The organism is Paenibacillus sp. FSL R7-0302 (assembly GCF_038006885.1).
Classification (GTDB): Bacteria; Bacillota; Bacilli; order Paenibacillales; family Paenibacillaceae; genus Paenibacillus_AQ.
This window is the reverse complement of the sequence record NZ_JBBOWB010000002.1, coordinates 356,577-371,236: the sequence shown is the minus strand read 5'-3', so window position 1 is coordinate 371,236 and position 14,660 is coordinate 356,577. Positions and strand designations below refer to the sequence as shown.

Annotated in this window: 13 protein-coding genes; 10 read left to right on the top strand and 3 right to left on the bottom strand. The window is 55.3% G+C overall.

The genetic code is table 11. The features are described from left to right. Positions 1-59 precede the first annotated feature (59 nt). Positions 60-1,508: a MocR-like pyridoxine biosynthesis transcription factor PdxR gene (gene pdxR / locus MKY96_RS27315; RefSeq protein WP_340945320.1), complete on the bottom strand. Its 1,449-nt coding sequence runs from the start codon at positions 1,506-1,508 to the stop codon at positions 60-62. A gap of 105 nt (positions 1,509-1,613) precedes the next feature. Here pdxR and MKY96_RS27310 point away from each other — a divergent pair, with 105 nt between their 5' ends. After that, positions 1,614-2,168: a GNAT family N-acetyltransferase gene (locus MKY96_RS27310; protein ID WP_340945319.1), complete on the top strand. Its 555-nt coding sequence runs from the start codon at positions 1,614-1,616 to the stop codon at positions 2,166-2,168. A gap of 213 nt (positions 2,169-2,381) precedes the next feature. Further along, entirely contained in the window at positions 2,382-2,858 is a 477-nt protein-coding gene (locus MKY96_RS27305) for an Hsp20/alpha crystallin family protein (protein WP_340945316.1), read from the top strand. Here the strand turns inward: MKY96_RS27305 and MKY96_RS27300 are convergent. After that, entirely contained in the window at positions 2,852-3,022 is a 171-nt protein-coding gene (locus MKY96_RS27300; protein WP_340945313.1) for a hypothetical protein, read from the bottom strand. The genes MKY96_RS27305 and MKY96_RS27300 overlap by 7 nt on opposite strands. 81 nt (positions 3,023-3,103) lie before the next feature. Here MKY96_RS27300 and MKY96_RS27295 point away from each other — a divergent pair, with 81 nt between their 5' ends. The 3 genes from MKY96_RS27295 to MKY96_RS27285 all read left to right on the top strand — a co-directional run bounded on the left by MKY96_RS27295 (position 3,104) and on the right by MKY96_RS27285 (position 8,042). Beyond that, entirely contained in the window at positions 3,104-4,099 is a 996-nt protein-coding gene (locus MKY96_RS27295; protein WP_340945311.1) for a DnaJ C-terminal domain-containing protein, read from the top strand. A gap of 74 nt (positions 4,100-4,173) precedes the next feature. Beyond that, a complete protein-coding gene (gene clpB, locus MKY96_RS27290; protein WP_340945309.1) occupies positions 4,174-6,816 on the top strand; it encodes an ATP-dependent chaperone ClpB in 2,643 nt (880 codons plus the stop codon). Between the two features lie 800 nt (positions 6,817-7,616). Beyond that, positions 7,617-8,042, top strand: coding sequence for a hypothetical protein (locus MKY96_RS27285; RefSeq protein ID WP_340945306.1), 426 nt, complete (start codon positions 7,617-7,619; stop codon positions 8,040-8,042). A 224-nt stretch (positions 8,043-8,266) separates the two neighbouring features. Here MKY96_RS27285 and MKY96_RS27280 read toward each other — a convergent pair whose 3' ends face one another. Beyond that, the gene (locus MKY96_RS27280) at positions 8,267-10,183 is read right to left on the bottom strand and encodes a glycosyltransferase family 2 protein (RefSeq protein ID WP_340945305.1); all 1,917 of its coding nucleotides are present in this window, start codon (positions 10,181-10,183) and stop codon (positions 8,267-8,269) included. A gap of 231 nt (positions 10,184-10,414) precedes the next feature. Here MKY96_RS27280 and MKY96_RS27275 point away from each other — a divergent pair, with 231 nt between their 5' ends. The 5 genes from MKY96_RS27275 to MKY96_RS27255 all read left to right on the top strand — a co-directional run bounded on the left by MKY96_RS27275 (position 10,415) and on the right by MKY96_RS27255 (position 14,651). Further along, a complete protein-coding gene (locus tag MKY96_RS27275; protein WP_340945304.1) occupies positions 10,415-10,633 on the top strand; it encodes a hypothetical protein in 219 nt (72 codons plus the stop codon). Beyond that, positions 10,630-11,055 (top strand): peptidylprolyl isomerase, encoded by a 426-nt coding sequence (locus tag MKY96_RS27270; RefSeq protein ID WP_340945302.1) that lies wholly within the window; start codon positions 10,630-10,632, stop codon positions 11,053-11,055. The genes MKY96_RS27275 and MKY96_RS27270 overlap by 4 nt, the downstream gene beginning before the upstream one ends. Positions 11,056-11,151: 96 nt before the next feature. Continuing rightward, a complete protein-coding gene (locus tag MKY96_RS27265; protein WP_340945301.1) occupies positions 11,152-12,765 on the top strand; it encodes an ABC transporter substrate-binding protein in 1,614 nt (537 codons plus the stop codon). Positions 12,766-12,850: 85 nt separating this feature from the next. Then, entirely contained in the window at positions 12,851-13,801 is a 951-nt protein-coding gene (locus tag MKY96_RS27260) for an ABC transporter permease (protein ID WP_036723626.1), read from the top strand. Positions 13,802-13,805: 4 nt separating this feature from the next. Beyond that, complete coding sequence (locus MKY96_RS27255) at positions 13,806-14,651, top strand: ABC transporter permease (RefSeq protein WP_340945300.1); 846 nt, start codon at positions 13,806-13,808, stop codon at positions 14,649-14,651. The last annotated feature ends 9 nt before the right edge of the window (positions 14,652-14,660 follow it).

Here is a 14,660-nt window from a genome sequence, read left to right as displayed (position 1 = left end):
AGCGCCTACAGCATGTGAATGACTGCACGGGAGTGAGGCGCTCTTAAATCTGATACGTATTAGCCCAGCCATGCCTCCGCCAATTTGCGGATGCCTTCATCGATGAAGTCCTCGGCGATCCCGCCGAAGCCCAGGATGAATTCGGGTTCGTCATAATCCGGCTTGGCCCACCACGTATAGGACATGGGGGTAACGCGGATGCCTTCAGCTTCCGCTGCCGCAGCAAGCTCCTTGGCGCTGGTGCTAAATCTGGCTTTAACTCTAGCGCTGCCTTCTGCGGGCGGCTTAAAGGTCAGCAGCAGATGAAATCCGGCATCCGTTCCGCTGAGCACTGCGGCATCGCCGAAATGCTGCCTGACTGAGCGCAGCAGCAGGTCATGCTTGCGCTGATAGAGCAGACGCATCCGCCGCAGGTGCTTCTCGAAATGTCCCCGCTCCATGAAATAATGCAGCGCAATCTGATGAAGCCGTGAAGCTGAATGCTCCAGGTACAGCTCGCTTCTCAGGCTGTGATAGTCCGGCAGCAGCTCATCCGGCAGAACCATATAGTGAATACATATCGCAGGGGTTACCGACTGTGCGAAGCTGCACATATAGATCACCGGACTGCCCTCAGCAAGCCCTTGCAGCGCGGGGATCGGCCGTCCGTGATAACGGAACTCCCCGTCATAATCATCCTCGATGATATAGCCGCCGGTGGACCGGGCCCACTCCAGCAAGGCAAGACGTTTGGTGATTGGCATGGTCATCCCCCGGGGAAACTGGTGGGACGGCGAGATGTACACAGCATCTGCTCCGCTGCTGTGCAGCTTGTCTAGCTGCAATCCATCCTCCTCCAGCGGAATCGGCTTGATTCCGTATCCGCTGCGCCGGAATGCCGCCGGCAGCAGGTGGTACCCCGGATCTTCGATACCCAGTCCGCTCACCCTTCCCTTCAGCAGCAGACACAGCAAAGAACACAGCGTATACTGGTCGCCGCCGATTACAATCTGCTTCTCCGTGCAGCGCAGCCCGCGGAATTGCCGCAGATGGGCGGCAATGCTTGCGCGGAGGGCCGGCTCACCCTGGGGATCGCCGTACTGGAGCAGGTCTGGATTCGCCAGCTGCTCCTGGTAGAGGCTGCGCCATATTTTGTGCGGGAACAGGGAGAAATCATTGCGTGACATATGGAAATCATACGCGTAGTGCCGTGAATCACGGGGCGTGATCGGGCGGGGGGCCAGACTTGGCGGTTCCCCGGCGGCAGCAGGGCTGCCTTCCCGGTGAACGGGCAGAATATAGTAGCCGCTGCGCGGCTTGCTGGCGATGAAGCCCTCTGCCAGAAGCTGCTGGTAAGCAAGCTCAACCGGAGTGGCGCTGATCCCGCATAACGCTGCCAGGCGGCGGATAGAAGGCAGGCGCGTCCCGCTCTGCAGGGTGCCGCCCAGGATTGCTTTTGCCAGATAATCATAGAGCTGTATGTAGTAAGGGGTCTCGCTATGTTCATTCAGATCCGGGACAAGCAGCATAGTTCACCTTCCATCTGTCCTTAGAAATCGAACGTTTCTGTATATTTTATAGTATACAGATTTATATTACTATAAGAGCAATTACGACAGTGGGAGTGGACAGAGATGAACAGGGCTTCAAGGCTTTTAACAGGGAATAAGGTATATTTGCGCACTCTGAACGGGGAGGACGCCGGGCTGTATTATGAGATGTTCCACGGCGCGGAAGTCCGCAGGCTGACCGGAACCAAGAATCATGTCACCAAAGAGCAGATTGAGCAGTATATCGCCCATAAGTCCGGGGATGACAGTACAGTGCTGCTGCTCATCGCGCTGAAGGAGAACGACGAGGTTATCGGCGACATCGCCATTCAGGATATAGATGGGGATAACCGGAATGCCAATCTGCGGATCGCCATCGGGGACGAGCGGCATCAGGGACAAGGATATGGGCGTGAAGCGCTGCTGCTTATGCTGGATTATGGCTTCGGCATTCTGAATCTGCACAGAATTGAGCTGGAGGTCTACAGTTATAATGCCCGTGCTGCGCATGTCTATGAGTCCATCGGGTTCGTACAGGAGGGGGTGCGGCGTCAGACGCTGTTCTATAACCATGAGTATCATGATGTAATTATGATGGGCATGCTGGAGAGTGAATACCGGGAGCGTTATTTGAAATAGAACAGGAAGGTCAAATAAGGTCAAAACTTTAATAAGGTTAAAATTTATACTAAAAAACGAGCCGAAACGCCGGATTTTCCCGGATTTTCGGCTTATACGGGTTTTGTTTTCTCCGGGGGTGCAGGCTATAATAAAGCCATAGGTCAGACAAAGTCAAAGACTGAGCAAGACCGAATTCAAAAAATCAAAAGTCAAATGAGAGGAGAATGAAAGATGTTTGATTTGGTTCCTTTTGGTAAACGCAGAGATGATGCTTTTGGTGTGCTGGCGAAGTCGCTGAACGAAGTGTTTAATGATGATTTCTTCGCACCGCTGACAAGTAACGCGCTGTCTTTCCGGACCGACATCCGGGAGCGTGAAGGGGCATATCTGATCGAGGCCGAGCTCCCTGGCTTCCGCAAAGAAGAAATCGACATTGATTACTCCAGCCCTTACTTGACGATCAAGGCGGTTCGCAGAGAAGAGAGCAACGAAGAGAGCAAGGAGCATCAAATGGTGCGCCGCGAACGGCGGTATGGTGAATATGTACGCCGGTTCTACGTTCAGGATATTGCTGAGGAAGACATCCGCGCTTCCCTGAAAGACGGTGTGCTGAGCCTGGAGGTGCCGAAACGGCAGAAATCCCAGGGCAAACGGATCGAAATTCAGGATGGCGGAAACGATACTTCAGACCGGAAAGAGCTTCAGTAAGCGGAAGGGCAGCCTGAAGAGGCAGATGGACCTCCAAGTCCGGTTGAAGCTGCCGCTTCCGCAGGAACTCCGGGCTTAGCGGCTGTAGCCGCTGGCCTATCCGGTTCACCGGGCGGCAGCAGGATTTCACCGGACTTTTCATATAGCACTAATATTAGACGCATTGTAGTGGGGGTCCCGGCTATAATGCGTCTTTTCCCGGAGGAAGGCAGAAGGTTCCCATTACACGAAAGGAGGAGGTTCCGGTGGCGGCAAATTTCTATGAGCGTCTTGGGGTAGATCAGAAGGCCTCGAAGCAGGAGATCAAGAAGGCCTATCAGAAGCTGGCCAAAAAATGGCATCCCGATGTCAACAAGGCCCCGGAGGCAGAGGCGAAGTTCAAGGAAGCAGCCGAGGCATATGAGGTGCTGGGCGATGAAGAGAAGCGCAAAATCTATGATGAGGAGCTCCGCTATGGAGCCGCCGCAGGCTCACGGGGTCAGCGCAGCTACGGATCGGCCTCCTCTGCGTCATGGGAATCGCCGTTTGGCGCGGGCTGGAGCAGCGGAGCCGCTTCTTCCGGCGGTATACCGGAGGAGGATCTGTTCGGGATGTTCTTCGGCAGCCGGGGCGCGGCTGACCGTGCCGGCTTCTTCTCGGGCAGCAGTGGTGCCCGTCCAGGCGGAAGCCCGTGGGGGGATGAGTTCAGTACGATGCAGGCCCAGCTTGAGATTACGCTGGAGCAGGCCTACAAAGGCGGCAATATCAGCGTTCAGGCGGCCGGCAAGGACCTGAACGTACAGATTCCGGCACGCTCGGCGGAAGGGACGGTCATCCGGGTGCCCGGCGGCGGAAGCGGGACGGGGCAGGGCGGCGATCTGCTGATCTCGCTGCATCTCCTGCCGCATGAGATCTACGAGCCGGACGGAGGGGATCTCCTCGGCACGGTTGAGATCGCCCCTTGGCAGGCTGTGCTGGGCGGGGAAGCCAAGGTAGCGCTCCCGGATGGCAGCAGCGTGAAGCTGAAGATCCCTGCCGGTATAGCCAGCGGCGGAACGCTGCGTCTCTCCGGTAAGGGGCTGAGACGTCCGGACGGAACGAACGGTGACATCCTGTTCCGGATGGAGATGGTCATTCCGTCTGATACATCGGAGGCAGAGAAGAGGATGTACCGCCAGCTGGCGGAGTCCAGCAGCTTCCAGGCAGGTGCGAAACGGCGCACCTCCGGCGGGGCACAGCGCCGCAGAGCGGCAACACGGTAAGGCATATTCTGATTCAGTAAATAACAGCCGGGCATCCGGCTGATTAACCTATACATTAGAAAGGCGATGATCCTATGGATTTCAATAAGCTTACCCAGAAGCTGCAGGAAGCGGTGGCAGAGGCGCAGTCGCTGGCGGCCTCCGGCGGGCATCAGGAGATTGACAATCTTCATCTGCTGAAAGCCTTGCTTCAGCAGAATGAGGGCCTGCTGCCCCGGCTGCTGCAGAAGATGAATGTTCCCGCAGCCGAACTGCTGCAGGGAACCGAGGCGCTGCTTCAGCGCAAACCCAGCGTAAGCGGGAGCGGAGCGGGCACCATGCGGCGGTATGCATCGCCCGCGCTGATTGCCATGCTGGAACAGGCGGAGCAGGAAGCGGCCAAGATGCACGACGAATTCGTGGCGGTGGAGCATGCCGTGCTGGCGATGGTATCGGACACCGGCAGCGGGAACCGCGAGCTGCGCGGGCTGTTCACCAGCCGGGGCGTTACCCGGGAGAAGCTGCTTGGAGTGTTAGCGGAGATTCGCGGACACCAGCGGGTGACCAGCCGGGAGCCGGAGGCCACCTATGAGGTGCTGGAGAAGTACGGCCGCGATCTCGTGGCTGAGGTGCGGGCTGGCAAGATCGATCCGGTCATCGGGCGCGATGCCGAGATTCGCCGGGTGATCCGCATCCTCTCCCGCAAGACCAAGAATAACCCTGTGCTGATTGGGGAGCCGGGTGTCGGCAAGACTGCGATTGTCGAAGGGCTGGCCCACCGGATTGTCCGCCGGGATGTACCGGAGGGACTGAAGGACAAGACGATTTTCTCGCTGGATATGAGTGCGCTGATTGCCGGTGCGAAATACCGGGGGGAATTCGAAGAGCGGCTGCAGGCGGTGCTGAAGGAGATCCGCGAGAGTGACGGACGGATTATTCTGTTCATTGACGAGCTGCATACGATTGTCGGTGCGGGCAAGACGGAGGGGGCTATGGATGCGGGCAACATGCTGAAGCCGATGCTGGCCCGGGGTGAGCTGCACTGTATCGGGGCGACCACGCTGGATGAGTACCGCAAGTATATCGAGAAGGACCCGGCGCTCGAACGCCGCTTCCAGCAGGTGCTGGTCAGCGAGCCGGATGTCGAGGATACCATTTCGATTCTGCGCGGCTTGAAGGAACGCTTCGAGGTGCATCACGGGGTCAAAATCTATGACAGCGCTCTGGTCGCAGCCGGTGTGCTGTCTAACCGTTACATTACCGACCGCTTCCTGCCGGATAAGGCGATTGACCTGGTCGATGAAGCGTGCGCGATGATCCGCACGGAGATTGACTCCATGCCCGGTGAGATGGATGAGGTAACCCGCCGCCTGATGCAGATGGAGATTGAGGAAGCCGCGCTCAAAAAAGAAACCGACGACGCCAGCGCCCGCCGCCTGGAGAACCTCCAGCGGGAGCTGGCTGACCTCAAGGAGAAGCATCTGGAGATGACGGCCCGCTGGGAGAAGGAGAAATCGGCCATTCAGGGCATCCGCGACCTGAAGAAGCGGCTGGAGCAGGCCCGCAAGGATCTGGTCGATGCGCAGGAGATCTATGATCTCAACAAATCGGCTGAATTAAGCTATGGCATTATTCCTGATCTGGAGCGGCAGCTTAAGGGCGCAGAGGAAGCAGCGCAGCAGGACCAGGAGACCCGGCTGCTGCGAGAAGCTGTGACCGAGGAGGAGATTGCTGACATCGTCTCGCGCTGGACTGGCGTTCCCGTAAGCAGACTGGTGGAAGGCGAACGGGATAAGCTGCTGCGGCTGGAAGATACGCTGCATGAGCGGGTAGTCGGGCAGGATGAGGCGGTCCGGCTGGTGGCGGATGCGGTCCTCCGGGCCAGAGCCGGCATCAAGGACCCGAACCGTCCGATCGGCTCGTTCCTGTTCCTCGGGCCGACCGGGGTCGGGAAGACGGAGCTGGCCAAAGCACTGGCGGTATCGCTGTTCGACCGCGAGGACGGCATGATCCGTATCGATATGTCGGAGTACATGGAGAAGCATAGTGTCTCCCGTCTCGTAGGCGCTCCTCCCGGATATGTCGGCTATGAAGAAGGCGGCCAGCTGACGGAAGCAGTGCGCCGCCAGCCGTATACGGTGGTCCTACTCGACGAGGTAGAGAAGGCGCACCCGGATGTGTTCAACATTCTGCTGCAACTGCTGGATGACGGGCGGCTGACCGACTCGCAGGGCCGGGTGGTCGACTTCAAGAACACGATCATCATTATGACCTCCAATATTGGCTCACCGCATTTGATTCAGGGCACGGATGACAATGGCGAGCTGACCGAAGCTGTTAAGGACCGGGTTATGAAGGAGCTGAGCGGGCATTTCCGTCCGGAATTCCTCAACCGGGTAGATGATATTGTAATGTTCAAGCCGCTGACACTGGGCGAGACCCAGAGAATTGTGGTGAAGCTGGTGGATGGCCTGCGTCTGCGCCTCTCCGAGCGGAATATCGGGCTGGTCCTCAGCGACCAGGCGGTCCGCTTCATTGCCGAGGAAGGCTTCGATTCCGTCTATGGCGCCAGACCGCTGAAGCGGTTCATCCAGCGCAGCCTGGAGACCCGGGTAGCGCGTGCGCTGATCGCCGGAGAAGCGGAGGAAGGCTCAGTGATGACGGTGGACGAAGCGGACGGCGAGCTGACTGTTGCAATAGCGAAATCAGAGTCTGCGAAGACAGTAGGATCGATGTGAAATGTAATGGGCCCCGGCGCCTCCCCTAAGGAGGCAGCGGCAATCTACAAAGCATCCACAAAAAAAGCGTTCTGCCTTATTGAGGCAGGAGCGCTTTTTTATTATTCGACTTAAATCCTGCTAGAAATACAACATTCCTTTAAAGGCCCCTAATCACTTTGGACACTTTCAGGCTAGACAATCTACCATCAAATTAGCTGGAGGTCGTCCGTATGAGAGTGAAGCACAGCAAGTTTGACGAATCTGATTGTATACGAAAAACCGAACACAATGGGTGCCGCTGCGCGGAGGGAAGGGCCCCATGTATCACAGGCAGTAACATTTTAAGAGGAATCCTGCCAAAAGTGCAACATTACTGTCCCCAAGAAGCGCTCTATGCTGAAATCCTGCACAAAATGCAACAAATTCAGCGCTAACTTGCTCTAAACACCGAAATTTGTGCAAATCATGCAACAATGTACTTCAACCCGTAAAAGGGATAGAGGAATCCTGCAAAAAGAGCAACATTACTGCTCCTTAAAAGCGGCCGGTGAGAGAGGCATTAGCATTCTCGCTGAAACGGTACCGTCCTTTAAAAGGACGGCAAAGCCGTTTCCACTTGCACGACCGAAAGTCAGCAGCTGTGTTTGTTCCGCAAAGTATTTGCCTTCTATTGATTCATATCACCTCGGTTAATAGGTCTTTGGTATAGTCCAACCAGCATCTGACTGAGACTATGCGACGATTTTTTGTAAATATGTGGTTGAAATGTTGTCATGGAGGGGGCTGCCGGGTAATAGAAATGATTAGAACTTTCGAATATGGCTGGATTTGAAGCAGAAGCCAAGGAAACGGAGGGAGAGATCATGGCGGCACAGACGGTATCCGGGATCAGCCCGGTACAGGCCACTACAGCTTACGGCAGCACACAGAGTGATGTCAGTTCTCTGGAGAAGCAGCGCAACCGGCTGCTGATGGAGCTGGACAAGGTGAATGCGGCACAGGGCGGAGAGATGCAGACTCCTTATCGGCGGGAGCAGCTGCAGCGGCAAATACGGCAGCTGGAGGCCCATCTGGTGCAGAAAAGCGGGAGTACCGCTTCGGCTTCATTTGTACCTGCTCCCCCGCTTCAGGATCATACTCCGCCCTGGCGGACTGAGGGAAAGGGAGGCCTTAAGGGCATCGGTCTGACCGATCCCCGGACAGCGACGGTAGACGCAGAGGGCCATTTTGATGCGTTGATTTAGATAAGGGAAAAGTGAACCCAATCCTTCCCTTTGACCGCGTTCATGTTTTCAAAGAAGCTTTGACCGCGTTTGTTGTGTTAGTAGAAGTAATCCAAGTCATGTTGGCATATCCATGATTCTGTGAGTACTGTTGTAGTGATATATTTCCTGAAGTTTATTGGCAAAAAAAGAAGAAGCTCCGATAGGGAGCTTCTTTCTCTCTTCTTATGACTCAGCCCTCCGCCTTATTCGCTCCAATTCACCAGCCGGGGATTCGGGTCAAGGATAGACTGATACTGCTCCTTCCAGCCGTACTCGGCATCCGGGTCCAGCAGCATATAACGCAGATACTTCTCCAGCCTGAATTCCGGCTTCGACCAGCCAAGATGCTTCAGGCGCAGGTTGCTTAACTGATGGGGCAGCTCGAAGATATTCTCCGGAAGCCGCCCGCAGTGCTGCGGAAGATCATTCCAGGCATAGGTGAAGTCTTCCCGGTAACGGAGCAGGAACGGGCGGTAGCTGTGGTGGGCCTGCCAGTACATATCCTCGCGGTAACTTGCCTCATCCCAGAAGTCGTAGAGCCGGAAGCAGAATAAGTCACAGTCCTCTGTCCGCAGCAGGGAGTCTACCTCCTCTGGAAAACATGACTCGAACAGTTCATCTCCGTCCAGATTGAGAATCCACTCCGGACGGGCCTTAACCACCGCCTCCCACTGCTGCTTGCGCAGCTCCGATTCATTGCTGAATTTGGAGACAGGATTCTGTATCAGGTGGAGCGGAATCCCCTCAAGAGCCTCTCGGCAGATATCTGCCGTATCATCTGTGCTTGCGTCATCGATAATGACGGCCTCATCGATATACTTGCGGTGCTCCTCGAGCACCTGGCGCAGGAACCTGGTGCCTTCATTCTTGACGATCATCGTGAGGGTCAGCTTGGGCCGGCGGGAAGCAGGGACTGCCGGGGCGACGGGGGACGCTGCATAGGCGGCTTGAGGCTTCTGCAGACCTGCTTCTCTGTCCCTGCCTGTGCTGGCTCCTCCTCCCGGATGCTCCTTCACCGCTCCGCTTCCTTCTGCCGTCTCGGCTGCGTCAGCAGACAGAGACTCCTTGGACAAGCGCTGCCGGGCTTCGGCTTCGGTCCACAGCACATCCCACTGCTCCGCTGCCTCGTGTACTCTTTTGTCAGCGGGGGCCAGAGCCGTCTCTGCCAGGTCGTGCAGATCAGTGCCGCTGTCTTCAACGGTCGGCGCTTCATCTGAGCCGTGAGGCTCTGCTTCACTCCTGGCCCCGGCTGCTCCTGAATGACTGCCAGCTTCATCCTTCGCTTCTACTATAGAGGCTGCTTCCGCGCCCGAGGTGTGCCGGATGAACTCCGCTACCAGATCCAGATCACTGTCTCTGTAGAGGTGCAGCGCAGGGAAGTGGGTATCCACGAAGAGCGGAAAGCCGAGGGCCGCTGCACGGATGCAGAAATGACGGTCCTCTCCCCAGTAGGAGATATTACGGACCCGGTCGTAGCTGATCCCGGAGCTGAGGGCTGAGCTGCTGATCAGCGTGCAGGCGCCAAGTCCGCCAACCTCATAGATTCCAGGCTGCTGCATCTTCTGCAAAAAAGCATAAAAGCGGCGCTGAATCTCCTCCGGCGAGAGTTGCTCTCCCGGATGAATCTCCCACTGGTTGTATTCGTCATGCATCCATACCTGCGGCTGCAGCAGTGTATTCGGCTGCCACTGTGTCCAGAAAATCTCGGAGATAATATCCTTGCCTGTACCGATCAGATGCAGCAGCGTATCCGGGTGCAGAATGAGGTCGGAATCAATCAGGAACAGGTAGTCATAGCCGAAGGCCTCCGCCCGCCGGATCATCAGATTCTTGAATCCGGCCACCTTCCAGACCAGATTGGAATGCCAGACATGCGTCTGCTCATCTCGGATATAGTCATCATGGTAGCCGGAGGATTGCAGGAAGACGGATCTGCCGTTCCGGGCGAACTGCTGCAGCAGCTGGCTTGCGGCCTCATCCGGGTTATCGTCAATCAGATAGAAATCAAGATCGATATCCTTCAGGTTCAGACGCAGCAGAGAGTTCAGGAATTGCTCCAGGATCGCCGGTTTTTGATGGATCGGGCTGCCCAGCAGCACCCGGGTTCTATTCGGGTTCATAGCAGCCACTCCAGAATAAGGTCAACATGATAGAACATCCCCTTGGATTCGCAAATAGTTGATATAAATTATATGTATTCGATATTTTTAGAGAAGTACCGGACTTTCCCCATTTCCCCGAAATAATCACCTGTATGTATAAAAGAGAGCCGTATTGCCGTTTGCCCTGAGCTATTGTACAATACCGCTAATATATATAATCCCCGGAAGAGGGCTGGCAGGAGTGAGAGGATGGACAAGCCAACGTTAAAAGTACAGCAATTGATCAATGTCCTCCTGGCAATGAATCCGCGCGCTGAGGTGTTCCTGCATATGGAGGGCGGAGAGCTTAGGCCGCTCGTGGACGAGGATATCGAGGAGATTTATGCGCCGCTGCATGCTGCCAAGACGGCCGTCTATATCCGTGTACCGGCAGACACTGCAGCCCGTGTAGAGGAGGAGGCGCCATGAAGCAGGCTTTGATCCGTCTGGAGCAGGGGCCGGAGGTTCGGCTGGAGCTGTTCGATCAGGAAGCGCCGGGAACCGTAGCCAATTTTGAAAAGCTTGCGAACAGCGGCTTTTACAACGGTCTGGCCTTTCAGCGTGTGGTTCGCGGCTTTGTTGCCCAGGGCGGCTGCCCCGACGGCAACGGCAGAGGCGGCACAGATCCCATTCCCTGTGAGACGCAGGGGAATCCCCATAAGCATGTGCGCGGGGCGCTGTCTATGGCGCATTTTGGACCAGGCACGGGGTCCTGCCAGTTTTTTATCTGTTATGATACGTTCGATTATCTGGACGGCTGGCATACGGTATTCGGCAGGGTTACGGAAGGCATGGAGCATGTCGATGCCCTGCGGCGCGGAGCGGTCATGCAGGAGGTCAGCGTCTGGTAAAGCCCATGGTAAATTCATACATTGTAATTCCTAGTATTCCGATATATAATAACTCAACAACGAGTGGGAATGCTCATAGACATGGAGGAAGAGACAATGCGTAAAGGGATAACAGGGGTTGCTATTCTACTATTATTAACACTGGTGATCAGTGCATGCTCCAATGGGAATAACGCTTCATCTACCAATGGCGCACAGACACCGGCTGCATCACAAGAGCCAGCCGCCGGCGAACCGAAGGATGGAGGCAGTCTGATTATAGGGGTCGCTTCCGATCCGGTTGTGCTGAATCCGAACTATGCGGGTGACCGTGTCAGCCTGACCATTGACCAGGCCCTGTATGCTCCGCTGTTCCAGGTGAACAACGGCAAGAAGACCTTCTACCTGGCCGATAGCCTGACACCGTCAAGCGATAATCTGACGTATACATTGAAGCTCAAGGATGGATTGACTTGGCATGATGGAGAGAAGCTGACGGCGGATGATGTGGTATTCACCATCGACAGCATTCTTGATGAGAAGCAGAACAGCTTCCTGCGTGCCAACTTCCTGATTGGCGACAAAGCGATTAAGGCTGTCAAGGTCGATGACCTGACTGTGGAGTTCAAGCTGCCGCAGGTCAGCCCGGCTTTTGAAGCCACGCTGGTACAGGTATTCCCGATTCCGAAGCACATTTACGAGAATGAGACCAACATTGAGAAGAGCACGAAGAACGCTTCTCCTGTCGGCTCCGGTCCCTTTAAATTCAAGGAATACAAGGCCGGCGAGTATCTGACGCTGGAACGCTTCGACAACTACTTCGGGGGCAAGCCGCATCTGGATTCGGTCACTTACCGGATTGCCAAGGATACCAATGCTGCGAATCTGGCTCTGCAGAACGGCGAGATTAATGTACAGTATCTGGACCCGAAGGATGTTCCTACGATTCAAGCGACGAATAATTTTGAGATTCTCCCGTATAGCGAAGGCCGCCTCGCCTATCTGATGTTCAATGCGAACAGCGATACCGGTGCCCTCACCAAAAAAGAAGTCCGGCAAGCCCTGTCTTTGGCCCTCAGCCGCGACGAGCTGATTCAGACGGCGTACACTTCCGGCGAATATGCTGATCCGGCAAAGTCCTTCCTGACTCCGGATGCACTGTACTTCACGAACGATGTCCCTACCTTTGACAATGATGCTGCCAAGGCGAAGGAACTGCTGGCCACTGCCGGTGAGAGCAACCTGAAGCTCCGGTATATCGTACAGAGCGGTAACAAGGCGCAGGAAGCCATCTCGCTGTATGTGCAGCAGAAGCTGAAGGCAATCGGTGTAGAGGTTGAATTGCAGAACATGGATTCCTCGGCCTGGGTACAGAAATTCATTGATCTGAAGGCGACCGACTATGAGCTGGCTCTGACCGGCTATATCATGGGATATGATCCGGATGCATACCGTATCCTGTTCACCACCGATAGCTCATCTAATTACTCGCATTATTCCAACAGTGAAGTCGACAAGCTGATGAATGACGGGGCAGGCGAAGCAGATCCGGCCAAACGTGCAGAGATCTACAAGAAAGCACAAGAACTGGTAGCCGAAGATGCGCCGATCTATCCGATTGCTTATACGAAGACTGTTGTAGCTGTCTCTAAGAATTACGGCGGAGTTGATGAGGCTGTCCTGAAGCCGGTCGTCATCTTCGAAGACCTGTCCAAGATTTACAAGAAATAATTCGCCTCACAAAATAAGCAAGGCAAAAAAATAAGCTGGTTCCCCCAGCTTATTTTTGCCTGTTAAGAGCTGGGAGAAGCTGCGTATGAGACAACTCATCGTCCGAAGGTTGCTGCAAACATTGCCGATGCTGTTTTTTGTATCGGTGGTCTGTTTTACCATGATTAAGCTGGCTCCGGGAGATCCGGTGCTGTCTTTCGTGACGCCCAATATGCACGCTGATGATATTGAGCGCATCCGCCATAATCTGGGGCTGGATAAGCCTGCTTATATCCAATATTTCATCTGGATCAAAGAGATGGTCCAGGGCAATTTCGGGTACTCGCTGGTCAATCACCAGCCTGTGCTGGATCAGATTCTGGACCGCCTGCCCGCAACTGCGGGTCTGATGGGCAGCGCCATTGCCCTGGCCGTCCTGCTGGCCATTCCGCTGGGCCTCGTGGCCGGTGCGAACCGCAACCGCTGGGTAGACAAGCTAATCAATTTTATCGCTTATATCGGCATCTCTATCCCCTTATTCTGGCTGGCGATCCTGCTGATGTATCTGTTCGCGATCAAGCTGCACCTGCTTCCAAGCATGGGGATGCGCACCATTGGTGTGGAATCGCCGCTGGATGTGCTGAAGCACGGGATATTGCCTTGTACGGTGCTGGCCTTCAGTTTCCTGTCCGGGTATGTACGTTATATCCGCTCCAGCACGATCGGACAGCTTAAGGAGGAGTATGTGCAGATCCAGTACGCTTTTGGCTCGAAGAAATCCACCATTCTGTTCCGGCATGTGCTGAAGCATGTACTGCTGCCGGTGATTACTCTGATCGGTATGTCGATGGGAGATCTGGTGGCCGGGGCGATTGTTACGGAAACGGTGTTCTCCTGGCCGGGGATCGGCTCCCTGGGGATGACGGCGGTAAAGGGGATGGATTATCCTGTCATTATGGGAATTACCCTGTTCTCTTCCTTAATGCTGATCTTCGGTAATCTGGTGGCAGATATTCTTTACAGTGTTGTCGATCCAAGAATCAAACTGAAGGGGTGACCTCATGAATCGCAGTAAATGGAAAAACTTGCAGTCCGAGCTGTTTACGAACGGTCTGGGTGTCGCTGCTATTGTCATATTGACGGTGTTTACCCTGGGGGCGGTCTTTGCCTTCCTGTCCGGTCATGATCCGAATGCCATGGATGCCATGGCCCGCCTGACGAAGCCCGGCGCCGCGCATCTGTTCGGCACCGATGATTATGGCCGCGACTATCTGTCCAGAGCCTTATACGGAGGCCGTGTCTCGCTGCTGGTCGGGTTTGCCTCCATGGTCGTAGCAACCTTTGTGGGCGTGCTGGTTGGGGTAATCAGCGGATATTTCGGCGGCTGGATCGATAATCTGCTGATGCGGATGCTGGATATTATCATGTCGATCCCGTCCTTCCTGATCCTGCTGCTGCTCAGCGTCTATCTGAAGCCGAGTATCGGCAATCTGATCATTATTATTGCTCTCTTGATGTGGATGAATGTGGCCCGTGTCGTCCGCGCGGAGACCCTGACGATCAAGGAAAGGGAGTACGTGTTATATGCCAAAGCCTCGGGACAGAGTGCCTTCGGCATGATCTGGCGGCATATCCTTCCGGGGCTGATACCGGTGATTATTGTAGGGGCGACGAATAATATTGCCTCGGCCATTATGATGGAATCATCGCTCAGCTTCCTCGGCTTCGGGGTACAGCCGCCGAATGCCACGTGGGGAAGTATGCTGAACAGCGCACAGGGGTATATTGCCCAGGCGCCTTATCTGGCGCTGTTCCCCGGGCTGATGATCCTGTTTACCGTGCTGAGCTTCAATGTGCTGGGAGATATTGTGCGGGTCGGCTTTGAACCTAAGCTGATCCGAAGATAGGAGGGCTTA